The organism is Vibrio ostreae (assembly GCF_019226825.1).
Classification (GTDB): Bacteria; Pseudomonadota; Gammaproteobacteria; order Enterobacterales; family Vibrionaceae; genus Vibrio; species Vibrio ostreae.
On sequence record NZ_CP076643.1, the window covers coordinates 3,110,269 to 3,127,659 of the forward strand.

The window sequence follows — 17,391 nt, forward strand, 5'->3', positions numbered from 1 at the left end:
CCGGATAATTGACGCTTTTCATACAGACGTATTTGCATATAGTCGGTATGATTCTCAACTAGTGAAACCTTAACTGCTGTTCAACGCCACTAACTTAAGCATGAGACGAAATTTATTACCAGCGCTAATCCCGGCTTTGCTTTATTCTGCTGCCTCTTTCGCCGATGTTGATCTCACGATCGAGGGCTTGGAGGGGGAGCTGAAAAGTAATGCCGACGCCTACCTCTCTTCGATTCCGTCCGCCGACTATTCAACTCAGTTGCGTTTTCAGTCGCGCCTGGAAAATACGCTGACAGAAGCGCTCAATGCGCTGGGCTATTATCATCCTGAGTTTGATTTTGAAGTCACCGAGCCTAACGCCGCAATGACGCTGCGTATCACGCCGGGTGAAGTGGTGCGCCTGCAGCAGGTTGATATTAGGATTGAAGGCGAGGCGCAGGATGATGCGGATTTCCAACGTCTGATTGAACGCAGTGGCCTCAAAGTCGGCGAGCCTTTGAATCACAGTCAGTACGACAGCCTCAAATCCGGCTTGCGGAATCTGGCGTTGCAAAAAGGCTACTTTGACGGTGAGTTCGTGACCAGCCGCCTGGAAGTCTCTCCCGCTCTGAACCTGGCCTACGTGCATCTGCACTATAAAAGCGGTATTCGCTATCAGTTTGGCGAAACCTTGATTGAGGGCAGTCAGATTGATGAAAACCGGGTGCGCTCACTGAGCCCGTTTAAGGCCGGCGACCCGTATCAGGTGGCTCAGGTTGGGGAGTACAACCAGAATTTGTCCAATACCGAGTGGTTCTCCTCGGTAGTGGTGGCACCAGATTTAGCGCAGCTTGGTCAGGGACGGCAACTGCCGCTCAATGTCAGTTTGAGCCCGCAGGCGCGTAACCAGATCGAAACCGGTATTGGCTATTCGACCGACGTCGGAGTGCGCGGCTCACTGAAGTGGAAAAAACCGTGGGTTAACGATCTTGGTCACAGCTTCGACAGCAGTTTCTCCATTTCTGCTCCGGAGCAGAGTGTCACCGCCAGCTACAAGATTCCGCTTGATGATGTGTTACGCCAGTACTATCGCATTCAGTACGGCATGAAGCATGTCGATAACCGTGACACACAGAGTATTGAATCCAATCTTGCACTGGAGCGGCACTGGGTGCTGGATAACGGCTGGCACCGCACCCTGTTTGTGCGTTACCTGGTGGAAGATTACCAACAGGGTGTACTGGATGATGCGGCGCAATACATTCTGCCTGGCATCAGTTATACCCGCAGTCGGACCCGAATGCGCGGCTCGCTGCTGACCTGGGGCGATAAGCAGACCGTTACGCTGGAGTACGGCGATCCGGATCTGTTCTCAGAAACCCGGGTGACGCGTCTCCTGGCCGGGACTTCCTGGCTGCGCAGCTTTGGCCGTAACCACCGTGGTCTGATCCGCCTTGATGGCGGAGCTAACTTCGCGGAGGAATTTGATAAGCTGCCGCCATCGATGCGTTTCTTTGCCGGTGGTGATAACAATCTGCGCGGTTACGGGTATGAGTCCATTTCACCGCGCGATGAGACCGGATCGTTAAGCGGGGCCAAATACATCGCCACCAGCACGCTGGAATACCAGTACCGTTTGACCGGTAACTGGTGGGGTGCGTTGTTTGTCGATTATGGGGATGCCTTTAACGATACGCCGGACTGGAAAACCGGTACCGGCTTTGGGATCCGCTGGATTTCGCCGGTCGGGCCGATTCGGCTCGATTTCGCGTGGGGCCTGGATTTGGATCCGGCCGATCGCTTTAAGATCCACTTTACCCTGGGGCCTGAGTTATGATCAAACGAGCCATACGTTGGACCAAATGGCTGACCGCGGCGCTGGTGGTGTTGATCATGGTGCTGACGCTATCGATCGCTGCGCTGTTATTTACCGGACCCGGGTTGAATGTGATCGTTTGGGGCGCGCAGCAGGCGCTGCCTCAGTTGACCATCGCTTCCAGTCAGGGGGCTTTGCTGCCGCGTTTCACCCTCAGTGAGGTGCGTTTTAACGATCCGGGGCTCAATATCGATGCCCGGGTTGACCACCTGACTCTGGCGATGCAGGCCAGTTGTCTGCTCGACCCTGTGGTGTGTATTAATGAAGTGGCGGTTGACGGGCTCAAGTTATCATTGCCGCAATTACCGCCGGCCAGTGACGAAAGCACACCAGAGTCTGAGCCGGTCACTCATATTGCCACGCCGGTACCGATTCGGATCGGCCGCCTGAGTCTGAGCAATATTGATCTCGACGTGCTCGGTAACCAGATCCGCTGGCAGCAGTTTTCGACCCGGGCCCAGTTTCAGAGTAACCGGCTGACCATCGGCCGGACTGAATGGCAGGGCATTGATGTCACACTGGCGCAGACGGCGGATGAGCCGGTCAATAATAGCGCAGGTGCAGAGGGGCAACCCCGTGAAGATATCACTCTGCCTGAGGTGATTATTCCGCTGCGGGTGGAGCTGAACCGTTTTGATGTGCGTGATTTTACCCTGCATCAGGCAACGCCGGTCATCATTAATCATCTTGGTTTGCAGGCCGACGCCTATCGTTCTCAGGTTAATGTGACCTCGCTTGAACTCGACATGCCGCAAGCAACTGCCAAGCTGGATGGCAAAGCGACCCTGCAGGGCGATTATCCGCTGGCGTTAAATCTCGAGTCGACTCTGTTACTGGATGAAGCTAAGGGGCAGACACTGCATTTACAGGCCAGTGGCAGCGCGGCGGATCTCAAACTGCAGGCTGAACTGGGTCAGCGTGCCCGGGCGCAGATTGAGGCCAGTTTGCAGCCATTAAACGCTGACTTACCTTTCACGGCCTCGATTCGCGATCTGGCGGCGCAGTGGCCGCTGGTCGGTCAGGGGCAATACCGTGTTGAGGCGCCGCGTATTGAGGCGCACGGCTCACTGCAGGGCTATCAGTTTGATGTGCAGAGCCAGCTGCAAGGGCAAGGCATGCCGGATACCACACTGTCACTGACCGGCAACGGTGACCTGCATCAGGTGAGTCTTGATGCGCTCAAGATAGCCACTCTGGGCGGTGAAATTACCGGACAGGCGACAGCCAATTGGGATGCGCCGGTTAACTGGCAGGCCAGTCTGCGACTCGACAATATTCAGCCCGGCCTGCAATGGCCCGAAGCGCAAGGTGTCATTAATGGCGAACTGACCACGTCGGGGCAACTGACGGCGCAGGGCGGCTGGCGAGCCGAGCTGCCGTTACTGGCCATCAAGGGTGACATAGCCGGTTACCCGCTCAATATTAATGGTCGTCTCAGCGCTGCAGATGCCAGCGGAAAGGGCGAGTTTACAGTCTCAACGCCCGGTGTGACGATAGCGCATGGTGCAAACCGCCTTGTTGCTCAGGGTGAACTCGACCAGCAGTGGCGTATGGACGTATCGATCAATTTACCGGATTTGTCCAAATCGGTGCCCGATCTGAAAGGCAAAGTGATTGGTGATGTGTTGCTGCGCGGAGCGCTGCAACAGCCGGATATAAAACTGGCGCTGGATGGTGACAAGCTGGCCTGGCAGCAGATGGCGACGATTGGTCATCTGACGCTGAGTGGCAATGTCAGCCCACTGCCGCAGCCCCAAGCCGATCTGACCCTGCAGGTCAATGACATTGACGTTGAGCAGCAGCATATTCGCTCCGCCCGTCTGATCGCGAGTGGCTCGCAAGCTGAGCACCAGTTGACTCTGGATGTGGACTCGGATGTGGCGGCGACCAGTCTGGCGATTCGCGGCTCGTTGCTGCAGGACCCGCAGAGGGTGTGGAACGGCGAGCTACAACGGATGTGGATTGAGTCGCAGCAAGGGCGCTGGCGCCTCAATCAGGCCACGGCAGTCAACGCCAATATTGATACTCAGCAGGCGACCATTGCAGCGCACTGCTGGCAGCAGGCGGGGGGCATCGCTGTGCCTTGAGAAACCGGCGCAAGTGGGAGAAAAGGGCAGCGCGCAAGTCTCGTTGCGAGGCTTTGAGTTTGAGCAGATTAAAAATTTACTGCCGGAGGAAACCAAGCTCAAAGGGGCACTGGATGCGAATGCCCAAGTGAGCTGGTCAGCCAATAAAGCGCCGCAGGTCGATGCATCGTTGCGTATGCCGGCGGGTTATGTCGAGCAGCAGGCTGGCGAAACCGTACATCTTGGCTGGGATCAGGTGGCAATTAACGCCAAACTGCAGGGCAATCAATTGCAGGCTGACTGGCAACTGGATGTGACTGATAACGGTGATGTCAGTGGTCAGGTATCGATAGCCGATGTCACCAGTCAGGATCGGCAGATGGAAGGGGCGTTGACTCTGACCCGCTTTAATCTTGATTTCCTCGCTCCTTTAATTGGTGAATACAGTCAGGTTAAGTCGACATTACAATCGGATCTGACCTTCAACGGACCACTGCTGCATCCGAAAGTGTACGGTCGCTTCGCCGTCAGCGATATTGTAGTGCAGGGCGACATTGCGCCGGTTGAGGTCCAGTCCGGTGAAGTTAATCTGGATTTCAACGGCTATCAGGCGGGCCTGAATGCTGCGATCCAGACTCCGGATGGTCAACTGGACATTACGGGTGACGCCGATTGGCAGCAGATGGATGACTGGCGGGTGAATGCCCATGTCGGCGCAGAATCGCTGCTGGTGGATATGCCGCCGATGGTGAAGATGAAAGTGGTGCCGGATCTCAATCTGGCTATGCAGCCGCAACTGGCCCAAATCAGTGGTCATATCGCGCTGCCGTGGGGAAGAATTGTAGTGGAAGAGCTGCCGCCGAGTGCTGTCGGGGTGTCGAAAGATCAGGTGCTGGTGGATGAAAATCAGCAGCCCATCAGCGATGAAACGGCCGTGCCGTTTAATGTCGAAACCAATGTCAGCATTTCGATTGGCGATGATTTCAAACTGAGCGCCTTTGGCCTCGAAGCTGGTCTGGTGGGACAGCTTAATGTCAGCCAGAAAGATCAGGGTCCGTTTGTGACCGGTGAGGTTAATATTACCGATGGTCAGTACCGTTCGTTTGGTCAGGATTTGATTATTCAGGAAGGTAAGATCCTGATGAACGGACCGGTTGATCAGCCCTATTTGTCAATCAAGGCGATTCGTAACCCGGACAACACCCAGGACGATGTGACCGCCGGAGTACAGGTGACCGGCCCGGCCGATGAGCCGAATGTGTCGATTTTCTCTGACCCGGCGATGCCGCAGGCTAACGCGCTGTCGTACCTGTTGCGCGGCCAGGATATTGATTCTGAAACCGGTGGTAACGCGATGACCACGACCTTGATCGGGCTGAGTCTGGCCAAGAGTGGTAAGGTGGTTGGCCAGCTGGGTGAGGAGCTCGGCGTGCAGAATCTGCAACTGGATACCGCTGGCAGCGGGGATGATTCGCAGGTCACGGTCAGTGGTTACATTCTGCCGGGCTTGCAAGTCAAGTATGGTGTGGGTATTTTTAACTCAGTAGGGGAATTTACCGTCCGCTACCGGTTATTGAAGGATCTCTATCTGGAGGCGGTATCCGGACTCGACAGTGCTGTCGACATACTGTATCGCTTTGAGTTTGACTAATGCAGTAGGACGGCGTTGGCTGTCAATGAGGAGAAGGCTGTGCAGCATCTGGTGTTTGTATATGGGACGTTGCGTCAGGGAGAGAGCAATCATCATTTCCTGAGCGAGAGTGAACTGTTGGGGCGTTTTGAAACCCAGCCGGTATTTGCCTTGCATGATCTGGGACCGTATCCCGGTCTGATCGCTGGCCATCAGTCGATTGTGGGCGAAGTGTACCGGGTCGATGATGAGACACTGGCTAAGCTGGACATTCTGGAAGACGTGCCGGTTGAATATCGGCGCGAGAGCCTGGTCACTCCTTTTGGCACTGCGTGGATTTATATCTATCAGGATACCGGCGGTCTCGACTCGCTGATTGAATCCGGTGACTGGTGTCAGCGGATTTGACCACAAAAAAAGCCAGCAGTGATTTGCTGGCTTTTTTCATGCGTGGCGCAAATTATTTTTGCTGTGCACGCTCGTATGAAGTCAGGATTTCTTGACGTGCAGATGCAGCATCTTCCCAACCGTCAACTTTAACCCATTTACCTGATTCAAGCTCTTTGTAACGCTCGAAGAAATGAGTGATTTGAGCTTTCAGCAGTTCTGGCAGATCGTTTACGTCCTGGATGTGGTCGTATTCTTTTGACAGTTTAGTGTGCGGAACCGCAACCACTTTCGCGTCTTCACCAGACTCGTCAGTCATCTTCAGTACGCCAACCGGACGGCAGCGGATTACTGAACCTGGGATCAGCGGGTATGGAGTCGGAACCAGAACGTCTACCGGGTCACCGTCCAGAGACAGGGTGTGGTTCACGTAACCGTAGTTACATGGGTAGAACATAGGAGCAGACATGAAACGATCGACGAACACAGCGCCAGAATCTTTGTCTACTTCGTATTTGATTGGATCCGCGTTCGCTGGGATCTCGATTACTACGTAGATATCATCAGGAAGCGATTTGCCTGCTGGCACATTGTTTAAGCTCATTAAGGTTTCCTTATCAATTAGCCGGACTTCAAAATTCGAAACTTATTATTAGTCAAGATTCGCCAAGGTGCAAAAATCCGCACCGCAAACCCGAGAGTTTACTCGGAAATGGGCTCAGACCCAAGTAAACCTAAGTCTAAGCATGCTAAATCAAGGCGATATTTTATTAACTGTCTGAATTTTCTGGCTGGCAAAAAAGAGCGCCGCAGGTGCGGCGCTCACGATCACGCTGTGTGGCGATTAATCCGGATTCGCGGCAAGGAATTCTTCGACCTTGCTGACCATATTTTTCGATCCGACGAAGAAAGGCACACGCTGGTGCAGCTCGGTCGGTTTCAGATCCATAATACGGTTGACGCCGTCAGATGCGGTACCGCCGGCCTGTTCAATCAGAAATGCCATCGGGTTGCACTCATACAGCAGGCGCAGTTTACCGGTCGGGTGACTCTGGGTGCTCGGGTAGAGGTAGATACCGCCTTTGAGCAGGTTGCGGTGGAAATCTGCCACCAGAGAGCCGATGTAGCGCGAGGTGTACGGGCGACCGTCTGCCGGCTCATTTTCCTGGCAATACTTGATATACTTTTTCACGCCGGTCGGGAAACGAATGTAGTTACCTTCGTTGATGGAATAGATGTTGCCATCCTGAGGAATGCGCATGTTTTCGTGCGACAGGCAGAACGAACCGATGGACGGATCGTAAGTAAAGCCGTTGACACCATTACCTGTGGTGTACACCAGCATGGTGGATGAACCGTAGATAACATAGCCGGCCGCCACTTGCTTATGGCCTGGTTGCAGGAAGTCTTCTGCACTTGGCGGTCCGCCTACCGGGGAAATCCGGCGGTAAATCGAGAAAATGGTGCCGACTGACACGTTAACATCGATGTTGGATGAACCGTCCAGCGGATCCATCAGCACCACGTATTTGGCGTTTTTGTTCAGTTCTTTGTTAAACGCTACCGCTTCATCTTCTTCTTCACTGGCGACACCACACACCTGATCGCGCGCTTCCAGTGCCGCTTTAAATTTTTCGTTAGCGTACACATCCAGCTTCTGTTGCTCTTCGCCCTGAATGTTGGCCTGACCGGATGCACCGGTAATATCGGCCAGACCGGCTTTATTAATTTCACGGTTGACGATTTTTGCCGCCAGGCGAATTGAGGCCAGCAGGGAAGAGAGTTCACCTCTTGCGTGGGGGAAGTCATGTTGCTTCTCAACAATGAACTCACCAAGGGTCTGCATTTCAGACATGTTGTTTCCTTAACACTAATTTTGGGGGAGTTATCGCTGCACAGTGGCGAGGCTCTTATGGGGGACCTTTATTTACACTGGCGCTAGCATGGAGTGTACGGGGTGGGATTTTTTTTGGGTAATGAAGTAACAGACGCAGATCTCAATTTACTTAACTTTTTTGAAAATAACACTGCCCTGATGTGGGAGGCTCGCTTTATTGATGCGAATCAGGATAATGGAGCGCAGTAACCAATCGTCATGAGGCCAGGTTTATGCATATTCATATTTTGGGGATCTGCGGTACGTTTATGGGCGGCGTCGCTATGCTGGCGCGTCAGCTGGGGCATAAAGTGACCGGCAGTGATGCCAATGTTTATCCGCCAATGAGTACCATGCTTGAAGCTCAGGGTATTGAAATTATTGAAGGTTTCGACCCTTCGCAACTTGAGCCCAGACCGGATCTGGTGGTGGTGGGTAACGCCATGAGTCGTGGTAATCCGTGTGTCGAATATGTGCTGAACCACAATTTGCGCTACACCTCCGGCCCGCAATGGCTGCAGGATTTTCTCTTGCATGATCGCTGGGTGCTGGCGGTATCCGGTACGCACGGCAAAACCACCACTTCCAGTATGCTGGCCTGGATTCTGGAAGATTGTGGTTATCAGCCCGGATTTTTGGTTGGCGGTGTGCTGGGCAACTTCGGAATTTCCGCCCGGCTGGGCGAAAGCATGTTTTTTGTGGTCGAAGCGGACGAATATGACAGTGCTTTTTTCGATAAGCGTTCTAAGTTTGTGCACTACCATCCCCGCACTCTGATCCTGAATAACCTTGAGTTCGATCATGCGGATATCTTTGATGATCTGGAAGCGATCAAGCGACAATTCCACCATTTAGTGCGCACTGTGCCAGGTAATGGCCGCATTCTTGCTCCGCGTCAGGATCCAGCGCTGCAGGATGTGCTCAGTCGCGGCTGCTGGAGTGAAACCGAGTTCAGCGGCGAGCAGAGTGACTGGCAGGCGCATAAACTGCAGCCGGATGGCAGCCAGTTTGAGGTTCTGTTCCAGGGGCTGCTGGTGGGCACTGTGCAGTGGGATCTGGTTGGCGATCACAACGTCAGTAATGCCCTGATGGCGATTGCTGCGGCGCGTCATGTCGGCGTAACGGCCGATCTGGCCTGTGAAGCGCTGGGCCGCTTTATCAATACCAAACGTCGTCTTGAGCTGAAAGGCGAACAGAACGCTGTGACAGTGTATGACGATTTTGCTCATCATCCGACCGCGATTAAGCTGACGCTGGGCGGGCTGCGTAATAAAGTCGGTACCGCGAAAATTATTGCGGTGCTAGAGCCGCGCTCGGCTACCATGAAACTGGGCGTGCACAAACAGACGCTGGCGGCTTCGCTGGACGAAGCTGATTCCGTTTATCTGTTCCAGCCGGATAATCTCTCCTGGTCGGTGCAGGAGGTTGCCGAGCAGTGTCGCCAAGCGGCGCATGTCGGCACTGATATGGCGCAGTTTGTCGCCCAGATTGCCGCAGAAGCGCAGCCGGGCGATCAAATTCTGGTGATGAGTAACGGTGGTTTTGACGGCATTCATGCCAAGTTGCTGGCGGCTCTGGAACAGCGCGAGTGTGCGGCCGGTTAATCAGCCCGGGCGTCTCATCAAGGATAACAGACGAATATAATCATTATGACAACAGACAACAAAGCCATCACTTTAGCCTGGACCGGCGCATCCGGCGCACCGTACGGACTGCGTCTGCTGCAGTGCCTGCTGGCAGCCGATTACACCGTTTACCTGCTGATCTCTTCAGCGGCGCGGGTGGTGCTGGCAACCGAGCACGGGCTCAAGTTACCATCAGGCCCGGATGCGGCCAAACAGGCGCTGGTCGAACACCTCGGCTGCAATGCGGATAAACTGGTGGTGTGCGGCAAGGAAGACTGGTTTTCTCCGGTGGCATCGGGTTCAGCGGCACCGAAACAGATGGTGGTGTGTCCGTGCTCGGCCGGTAGTGTCGCTGCTATCGCGCATGGCATGTCGGATAACCTGATCGAGCGGGCTGCTGATGTGGTGCTAAAAGAGCGCGGCCAGTTATTGCTGGTGGTGCGCGAGACACCGTTCTCAACCCTGCATCTGGAAAACATGCATAAACTGTCGCAAATGGGCGTCACCATCATGCCGGCGGCGCCCGGTTTTTATCATCAGCCGCAGTCGATTGAGGATCTGATCGACTTTATGGTGGCGCGCATTCTGGACCATCTCGGCATTGAGCAGAAACTGGTCGCGCGCTGGGGCTACGATCAGCGCGTGTGAGTCGCTTTTTAACGCAATTCGACATACAATCGCAACCACTCATCGGGGAGCTTACCATTGTCGGCGTGAATAGGATTATTTGCACCGTCGTGGCGCTGAGATCAAGCCAGGCTTGGGACCCGCATTAGTCACAAACTCCGCTGCCTGTGCGTCACTCGTACCCGCAGGCCAGGGATGTGGTTAGACACCTGAACCAGATAATGCTGGCGTAGGAATTGAGCAGGGTTTGCGATACCGGACTCCGGACTGACCTCATCCTCCCCTCAAGCCTGTGCCGCTCAATGAGGAGAGCGAGCCTTGAACATCACTCATACTGCGGTTGCTGTGGCAACCTTATATTCTGGCGCCTTACTGGCCGCCACGCCAACGCTGACCGTCTACACCTACGATTCGTTTGCCTCTGAATGGGGACCGGGTCCGGCGGTGGAACAAGCCTTTGAAGCCCGCTGCGGCTGCGATCTCAATTTTGTCACGCTGGATGACGGCGTGTCGATTCTAAACCGGCTGCGCCTGGAAGGCAGTAACACTAAAGCGGATGTTGTCCTCGGGCTGGATGACAATCTGATGGCGGAAGCCAAACAGACGGGGCTGCTGGCCAGACACGCGGTGGATACCTCGGCGCTGGCCCTGCCAAACGGCTGGCATGACGATACCTTTGTGCCTTATGACTACGGTTACTTTGCGTTTGTGTATAACAAACAGAAGCTGGCCCATCCGCCAGCCAGCCTGAAAGAGCTGGTTGAGCAGCGCGATGACCTGAGCGTGATTTATCAGGACCCGCGCACGTCGACACCAGGACAGGGCTTGCTGCTGTGGATGAAATCGGTCTATGGAGACCAGGCTGGGGCGGCGTGGCAGCAGCTGGCACACAAAACGGTGACGGTGACCAAGGGCTGGTCGGAAGCGTATTCCATGTTTTTAGAGGGTGAAGCCGATATGGTGCTGTCGTACACCACTTCGCCTGCTTACCACCTGATCGCTGAACAAGATGATCATTATGCGGCGGCGAACTTCACTGAAGGCCATTACATGCAGGTTGAGGTGGCGGCGAAAGTCAAAAACTCACCTCAGGCGAAACTGGCCGATGAGTTTCTGCAATTTATGCTCAGCGATGCGTTCCAGGCGGTGATCCCGACCCATAACTGGATGTATCCGGCCACGGCGGTCACGCTGCCGGACGGTTTTTCGACGCTGACCGTGCCGGACAAGGCGCTGGCCTTCACGCCGGAACAGGTTGCCGCCCAGCGCAGAAGCTGGATTCGTGAGTGGCAAAACGCGCTGACGTTCTGATCCTGATGCAAGTTACTGTTCCTAAAACCGGTCTTTGGGTCGCGGCGCTGGTCGCGGCCTTTGTGTTTTGTGCGCTGGCCGCTTTGTTGTGGCAGGCCCCGCAATTACAGCTCAGCCAAATCTGGGGCGATGCTTATTATCGCCATGTCACCTGGTTCAGCTTTTACCAGGCGTTGTTGTCAACCCTGCTCAGTGTCGGCCTGGCGATCCCGGTTGCTCATGCGCTGAGCCGGCGTCGCTTTCGCGGCCGGGCGCTGCTGCTGCGCTTGTTTGCCAGTACTTTGGTGCTGCCGGTGCTGGTTGGCGTGTTTGGCCTGCTGGCGATATACGGCAAAAGTGGCTGGATTGCAGACTGGCTGCAGCAATGGCAGATAAAAATGCCGTTTTCGATTTATGGCCTGAGCGGTATCCTGCTGGCGCACGTGTTTTTTAATCTGCCGTATGCGTGCCGGTTGTTGCTGCACAGTCTGGAGAGTATACCGGCCGAGCAGCATAAGTTATGTGCTCATCTTGGCATGAGCGGTTGGGATAAATTCAGGTGGGTGGAGTGGCCGCGTATGCGCCAGCAACTGGCTAATGTCAGCGGCATGGTATTCATGCTCTGTTTCACCAGTTTTGCCACTGTAATGGCGCTGGGCGGCGGGCCGAAGTCGACCACTATCGAGCTGGCGATTTATCAGGCGATCAAGTTTGATTTTGATTTACAGACCGGTGCACTGCTGGCGTTGTGGCAGATGCTGTTGTGTGGCGTGCTGGCGCTGGCGCTGCAACGGTTATCTCGCCCGTTACCTGTCAGTACGGGCGCTTGGTCTGACCGGCAGTGGCTAACGGATTCACGCCTGGCGCGCGGCTGGGATGCGTTATGGATTGGCTTGGCGCTGTTACTGGTGGTGCCACCGCTGCTGATGGTTGTGGTGAGCGGGCTCAACAGCAAGCTGTGGCCGGTGCTGAGCAGCGGGCCATTCTGGTCTGCGCTCGGCGCATCGTTGCAGGTGGCGACACTGGCGAGTTCTCTCGCGCTGCTGGCCGGGATCAGTATCGTGCTGACCAGCCGCCACTGGCGTTTGCACTATCAGCCACGCCGCGCCAATTCGATTGAACTGATCGGAACCATTATTCTGGTTACGCCGGGTCTGGTGATCAGTACTGGTCTGTTTCTGCTGCTGCGTAATCTGACCGATGTGTTCAGCCTGGCGTACTGGATTGTGGTGGCGGTCAATGCCCTCATGGCGCTACCGTATGTGGTAAAAAACCTCAGTCAGCCGATGTTGCAGGTCGCACAGCAATACCAGTTTTTGTGTGCCAGTCTCGGCATGCAGGGCTGGCAGCGTCTGCGTCTGGTCGAATTGCGCGCGCTGCGCAAGCCGCTGGCTTACGCCTTTACCCTCAGTTTTCTGCTCTCGATGGGCGATTTGAGTGCGATTGCCCTGTTCGGCAGCCAGGAGTTTCGTACTTTGCCGCTCTATTTATATCAGCTGCTGGGCAGCTACCAGATGCAAGCGGCTGGCGTGGTCTCTGTGGTGATGCTGCTGCTGAGTATTGGATTGTTTTATTTGATCGAGCGTTTGTTCCACAGCCGCTTGATAAAGGCCAGACACGGAGAGAAGCATGTTAGTGCTGGATAATGTACGTTATGAATACCAGAACGAATGGTTTCACTTTGAAATGACGGTCGAACAGGGCAGCATCGTCGCCCTGATGGGGCCGAGCGGAGCTGGTAAATCGACCTTGCTCAGTCTGGTGGCGGGATTTATCGACCCGGACCTGGGCGATATTCGCGCCGGAGCCGGGCTGATGAGCTCGGTGATTGGTCTGGCACCATTTCAGCGCCCGTTTTCGATGTTGTTTCAGGAGCACAATCTGTTTGCGCATCTGACGGTACGCGAGAACGTGGGTCTCGGCCTGCATCCGGGGCTGAAGCTGAGTCAGATTCAGCAGCAGCGGGTGGCTCAGGCGGCGCAAATGGTCGGGGTCGGGCATCTGCTGGAACGGCTACCGGAGCAATTATCCGGCGGGCAGAGACAACGGGTGGCGCTGGCACGCTGCTTTGTGCAGCCCAATCCGGTTTGGTTGCTGGATGAGCCGTTTTCTGCCCTCGATCCTGTGCTGCGTGAAGAGATGCTCAATCTGGTCCGCAGCCTGGCCGCTGAGCGTAACATTACCGTGTTGATGGTGACTCACCATCTTAGTGATGCGCGTGCGATCGCCTCGCATTTTGCCTTCATGGCTGAGGGACAGGTGCAGTGTATGGCTCCGATTGGCGAGCTGACCGCCAACCATCCGCATCCGCCGTTGGCGGCATTTGTCCGTGCCGGCGAATAAAAAAAGAGGTTGGCATCAGCCAACCTCTTTGCATTGATTACATCACAAGCCGCTAATAATGCGCTCGCTCGTTTAATACGGTTGATCGTTGAGTACTTTCAGAACCTGGAAAATCTCACGCGACGCTTTCGGCGCTTTATTCGCTTGCTTCTCTTTTTTCGCCTGACGCGCCAGTTGGCGCAGACGCTGACGATCCGCTTCCGGGTACATTTCCATCACGTCCTCAATCGCACTGTCACCTTCTTCCACCACACGATCACGCAGCTGCTCCAGTTTGTGCAGCACGGCACTGGACTGAGAATGCTTGTTACGTAATTTATCCAGCGCCGCTTGCAGTGGCTCAGGATCGATATTACGCATCAGGCGACCGATGTATTGCAGCTGACGACGGCGCGCTTCATTTTTAAAGCGCTGTGCGTCTTTAATTGCCTCGGCCAGATCGTCAGGTAACGGGAATTTTGCCAGAGCAGAAGGTTTGAGAGCCACCAGCTCTTCACCGAGCTTTTGCAGTTCAATCATATCGTTTTTCAGCTCGGTCTTACTGACCAAGATGATTTCTTCTTCATCTTCCCAAGGGGCTTTTTGATTCTTACGCGCCATCTTCATTCACTAATGAGTTATTTATGTCTGCTATTTTAGCAAGAATCGTGGGGAGAAAGCGAAATTCTTGTTATCCTAACCAGATTAAAGCGCAACAGTTGGATGAGATATGGATGTAAAACAGCAAGTCGCTGCGCAACGAGCCGAGCTTGAAGCTGCCGTTGCAAAAGCGCTCGACATGGCTTCAGCTCAGGCTGACGCCGCTGAAGTCGCCATTACCAAAAGCACAGGTTTAAGCGTTTCGACCCGCATGTGCGAAGTGGAAAACGTGGAATTCAACAGTGACGGTGCTCTGGGCATTACCGTTTACCGCGGACAGCGCAAAGGCAGCGCATCAACGTCGGATTTGAGTGAGAAGGCTATTCAGCAGACGGTGCTGGCGGCGCTCGATATTGCACAGTTCACTTCGGAAGATCCGTTTGCCGGCCCGGCCCCGAAAGAGTTGATGGTACAGGATGTGCCGGATCTGGATCTGTTCCATCCGGATGAGCCGAATCCGGACAAAGCGGCGCGTATTGCGATTGAAGCCGAGCAGGCTGCGCTGGCCTACAGCAAGAAAATCAAACAGAGTGACGGCGGCAGCTACGACAGCCACTACGGCGTTAAAGTATATGGTAACAGCCATGGTATGCTCGCCAGTTATGCGTCCAGCCGCCAGAGCATCAGTTGCTGCGTGATTGGTGTTGGTGAAAATGGTGAGATGGAGCGTGATTACAGCTACACCGTGGCGCGCCATATTGATGATCTGTGGTCACCGCAAGCGGTGGGTCTGGAAGCGGCCAAGAAGACAGTATCGCGTCTTGATGCGCGCAAGATGAAAACCGGCCACTATCCGGTGATGTTTGCTGCTGATGTGGCGACGGGCCTGATGGGCCATCTGGTGATGGCGATCAGCGGCGGAAACCTGTACCGCAAAGCGTCGTTCCTGCTTGATCATCTGGGTGAGCAAATCCTGCCGTCGTGGTTCAATATTGCTGAGCGTCCGCATGTACTGCGCGGACTGGCTTCGAGCCCGTTTGACAGTGAAGGTGTGAAGACCGAAGATCGCGAAATCATTACCGATGGTGTTCTGGCCAGTTATCTGCTGACCAGCTACGCGGCCCGCAAGATGAAGATGACGCCGACCGGCCATGCCGGTGGTATCCACAACTGGTTTGTGAAGCACACCGGCCAGGACTTTGAGCAGATGTTGCAAGAGCTGGGTACCGGCCTGTTAGTCACCGAAGTGATGGGGCAGGGTGTCAATGTGGTCACCGGTGATTACTCGCGCGGCGCGGCGGGATTCTGGGTTGAAAACGGCCAGATTCAGTATCCGGTCTCCGGTATTACCATTGCCGGTAACCTGAAAACCATGTTCCAGCAGATTGTGGCGGTGGGCAGTGATACTGAAACCCGCTCACAGATTCAGACCGGTTCGATGCTGATCGAATCCATGAAGGTGGCGGGTGAATAAACCGGCCCGAAGCAAAAAGCGCTGACCTGAGGTCAGCGCTTTTTTGTTGCTTGGTTGATAACCTTATGGCCGGTTATCCGGTAAGCATGATCAGGTAATGAACATCAGGTAATGAACAGGGTCGCAAGGCCAAGGAAGACCGACAGACCGACTACATCCGTCACGGTGGTCAGTGCCATCCCTCCCGCCAGGGCCGGGTCGATATTCATTTTCTTCAGCACCACAGGTATAGTAACTCCGGCGATGCCGGCCACCAGCAGGTTGGTGAGCATAGCCGCGGAAATAATCCCGCCTAGCAGCCATTCCCCTTTCCAGGCGACGACAATCGCACCGATGATCAGTGCCCAGGTGATGCCGTTCAGCAGGCCGATCGCCGCTTCTTTGAGCAGCAGTTCACGCCGGTTACTGTCACCGATATGACCCAGAGCCAGGCCGCGGATCACCAGCGCAACCGTCTGGTTACCGGCCACCCCGCCCATTGAAGGGACGATGGTCATCAGAATCGCGATTGCCGCCATCTGTTCCAGCGTGGCTTCAAACATGTTGGACACGGAAGCGGCGGCCAGTGCGGCCAGCACGTTGGCACCAAGCCAGATGCTGCGCTTGCGAGCCGATTTAAACACCGGTGCAAAGGTATCTTCGTCATCGTCCATACCGGCCATACTCATCATCGAGTGTTCGGCATCTTCACGAATCACGTCCACCACGTCATCGATGGTGATCCGGCCGACCAGGTGCTGATTCTCATCCACCACCGGCGCCGAAACCCAGTTACGCCGTTCAAACAGACTGGCGATGTCTGAGTCTTTGGTATCGACCCGAATCGCTTCGTCTGCGTCGTCCATCACTTCACTGACCGGAACATCCGGCTGGGTGGTGATCAGCGTGGTCAGCGATAGATGGCCAATCAGGCGGCTTTCATCATCAATGACGTACAATGCATCTGTCGCCGCCGGCAGTTCGCCGCGAATGCGCAGATAACGCAATACCACGTCGACGTCGACATCACCGCGAATGGTGATAACGTCGGTGTTCATCAGGCCGCCGGCGGTATCTTCCGGATAGGAGAGCGCCGTTTCGACCCGTAAGCGGTCGGCGGCATCCATCTGGGCCAGCACTTCCCGTGACAGCCCGTCCGGTAGACTACGCAGAACGTAGGCCACATCGTCGGTGTCCATGCCTTCAGTGGCTTCCGCCAGTTTTTCTGGTGCCATTTTGGACACCAGCGCATCTTTGACGTCTTCGCTCAGCTCGTCGAGGATCTCACCATAATCTTCCGGGTCGGTCAGTTGCCACAGTACGTCACGTGCTTTACGTGGCGAGGCTTCTAACAGGTTGGCGATGTCTTCGGGTTCCATGTCCTGCAGTTGGCGACGAACATGGACAAAGCGGCCGTTTTCCAGCGCTTCGGTGATCTCTTGGAGGGTGAGGTGAGCTTGGTCAAATTCAATCTGCTCTGCCATAGCTTCCCCCTAATCTGTGAATGGTGACAATATTTTGAATAATATCGTACTTTTATGTCTTATTTAATAAGAAGTTATTAATCGTCAGCCGATAGTTTGGTTAATGAAACTTCTTTCTGTGTGGCACAAAGTGTCATCGGGGCAGAGGTTTGCTTGGTAACAGGCATTTACTTGTT

The 17,391-nt window shown here is 54.8% G+C and carries 12 protein-coding genes and 1 pseudogene; 9 read left to right on the plus strand and 4 right to left on the minus strand.

What is annotated here, in order from left to right; all coding sequences use genetic code 11:
* Positions 1-100: 100 nt before the first annotated feature.
* The 3 genes and pseudogenes from tamA to KNV97_RS20540 all read left to right on the plus strand — a co-directional run bounded on the left by tamA (position 101) and on the right by KNV97_RS20540 (position 5,959).
* Complete coding sequence (gene tamA / locus KNV97_RS20530) at positions 101-1,816, plus strand: autotransporter assembly complex protein TamA (protein WP_136485130.1); 1,716 nt, start codon at positions 101-103, stop codon at positions 1,814-1,816.
* A pseudogene (gene tamB, locus KNV97_RS20535) lies at positions 1,813-5,572 on the plus strand (autotransporter assembly complex protein TamB). Before tamA ends, tamB begins: the two are co-directional and overlap by 4 nt.
* Before the next feature lie 39 nt (positions 5,573-5,611).
* Positions 5,612-5,959 carry a gamma-glutamylcyclotransferase family protein gene (locus tag KNV97_RS20540; protein ID WP_136485126.1) on the plus strand — a complete coding sequence of 116 codons (348 nt, stop codon included), beginning with the start codon at positions 5,612-5,614 and terminating at the stop codon, positions 5,957-5,959.
* Positions 5,960-6,011: 52 nt separating this feature from the next.
* Here KNV97_RS20540 and ppa read toward each other — a convergent pair whose 3' ends face one another.
* Positions 6,012-6,542 carry an inorganic diphosphatase gene (ppa, locus tag KNV97_RS20545; protein WP_136485124.1) on the minus strand — a complete coding sequence of 177 codons (531 nt, stop codon included), beginning with the start codon at positions 6,540-6,542 and terminating at the stop codon, positions 6,012-6,014.
* Positions 6,543-6,782: 240 nt separating this feature from the next.
* Positions 6,783-7,793: a class 1 fructose-bisphosphatase gene (gene fbp / locus KNV97_RS20550; RefSeq protein WP_136485122.1), complete on the minus strand. Its 1,011-nt coding sequence runs from the start codon at positions 7,791-7,793 to the stop codon at positions 6,783-6,785.
* A 254-nt stretch (positions 7,794-8,047) separates the two neighbouring features.
* Here fbp and mpl point away from each other — a divergent pair, with 254 nt between their 5' ends.
* The 5 genes from mpl (at position 8,048) to thiQ (ending at position 13,699) form a co-directional block, all read left to right on the plus strand.
* On the plus strand, positions 8,048-9,418 hold the full coding sequence (mpl, locus tag KNV97_RS20555) for a UDP-N-acetylmuramate:L-alanyl-gamma-D-glutamyl-meso-diaminopimelate ligase (protein WP_218562670.1): 1,371 nt from the start codon (positions 8,048-8,050) through the stop codon (positions 9,416-9,418).
* A gap of 45 nt (positions 9,419-9,463) precedes the next feature.
* A complete protein-coding gene (locus KNV97_RS20560) occupies positions 9,464-10,087 on the plus strand; it encodes a flavin prenyltransferase UbiX (protein ID WP_168797017.1) in 624 nt (207 codons plus the stop codon).
* Between the two features lie 297 nt (positions 10,088-10,384).
* Positions 10,385-11,377: a thiamine ABC transporter substrate binding subunit gene (thiB, locus tag KNV97_RS20565; protein ID WP_218562671.1), complete on the plus strand. Its 993-nt coding sequence runs from the start codon at positions 10,385-10,387 to the stop codon at positions 11,375-11,377.
* Positions 11,378-11,382: 5 nt separating this feature from the next.
* On the plus strand, positions 11,383-13,002 hold the full coding sequence (thiP, locus tag KNV97_RS20570) for a thiamine/thiamine pyrophosphate ABC transporter permease ThiP (RefSeq protein WP_136485503.1): 1,620 nt from the start codon (positions 11,383-11,385) through the stop codon (positions 13,000-13,002).
* Positions 12,986-13,699: a thiamine ABC transporter ATP-binding protein gene (gene thiQ, locus KNV97_RS20575; RefSeq protein WP_218562672.1), complete on the plus strand. Its 714-nt coding sequence runs from the start codon at positions 12,986-12,988 to the stop codon at positions 13,697-13,699. The genes thiP and thiQ overlap by 17 nt, the downstream gene beginning before the upstream one ends.
* Before the next feature lie 72 nt (positions 13,700-13,771).
* Here thiQ and yjgA read toward each other — a convergent pair whose 3' ends face one another.
* Positions 13,772-14,299, minus strand: coding sequence for a ribosome biogenesis factor YjgA (gene yjgA, locus KNV97_RS20580; RefSeq protein ID WP_218562673.1), 528 nt, complete (start codon positions 14,297-14,299; stop codon positions 13,772-13,774).
* A 109-nt stretch (positions 14,300-14,408) separates the two neighbouring features.
* Here yjgA and pmbA point away from each other — a divergent pair, with 109 nt between their 5' ends.
* Positions 14,409-15,752, plus strand: coding sequence for a metalloprotease PmbA (gene pmbA / locus KNV97_RS20585; RefSeq protein ID WP_218562674.1), 1,344 nt, complete (start codon positions 14,409-14,411; stop codon positions 15,750-15,752).
* 104 nt (positions 15,753-15,856) lie between these two features.
* Here the strand turns inward: pmbA and mgtE are convergent, their stop codons facing one another.
* Positions 15,857-17,215 carry a magnesium transporter gene (gene mgtE / locus KNV97_RS20590; RefSeq protein ID WP_136485107.1) on the minus strand — a complete coding sequence of 453 codons (1,359 nt, stop codon included), beginning with the start codon at positions 17,213-17,215 and terminating at the stop codon, positions 15,857-15,859.
* Positions 17,216-17,391: the final 176 nt, after the last annotated feature.

Coding starts and splice junctions, on each gene's coding strand:
- tamA (WP_136485130.1), top strand. CDS start 101: ATGAGACGAAATTTATTACCAGCGCTAATCCCGGCTTTGCTTTATTCT.
- ppa (WP_136485124.1), bottom strand. CDS start 6,542: ATGAGCTTAAACAATGTGCCAGCAGGCAAATCGCTTCCTGATGATATC.
- fbp (WP_136485122.1), bottom strand. CDS start 7,793: ATGTCTGAAATGCAGACCCTTGGTGAGTTCATTGTTGAGAAGCAACAT.
- mpl (WP_218562670.1), top strand. CDS start 8,048: ATGCATATTCATATTTTGGGGATCTGCGGTACGTTTATGGGCGGCGTC.
- KNV97_RS20560 (WP_168797017.1), top strand. CDS start 9,464: ATGACAACAGACAACAAAGCCATCACTTTAGCCTGGACCGGCGCATCC.
- thiP (WP_136485503.1), top strand. CDS start 11,383: ATGCAAGTTACTGTTCCTAAAACCGGTCTTTGGGTCGCGGCGCTGGTC.
- thiQ (WP_218562672.1), top strand. CDS start 12,986: ATGTTAGTGCTGGATAATGTACGTTATGAATACCAGAACGAATGGTTT.
- yjgA (WP_218562673.1), bottom strand. CDS start 14,299: ATGGCGCGTAAGAATCAAAAAGCCCCTTGGGAAGATGAAGAAGAAATC.
- pmbA (WP_218562674.1), top strand. CDS start 14,409: ATGGATGTAAAACAGCAAGTCGCTGCGCAACGAGCCGAGCTTGAAGCT.
- mgtE (WP_136485107.1), bottom strand. CDS start 17,215: ATGGCAGAGCAGATTGAATTTGACCAAGCTCACCTCACCCTCCAAGAG.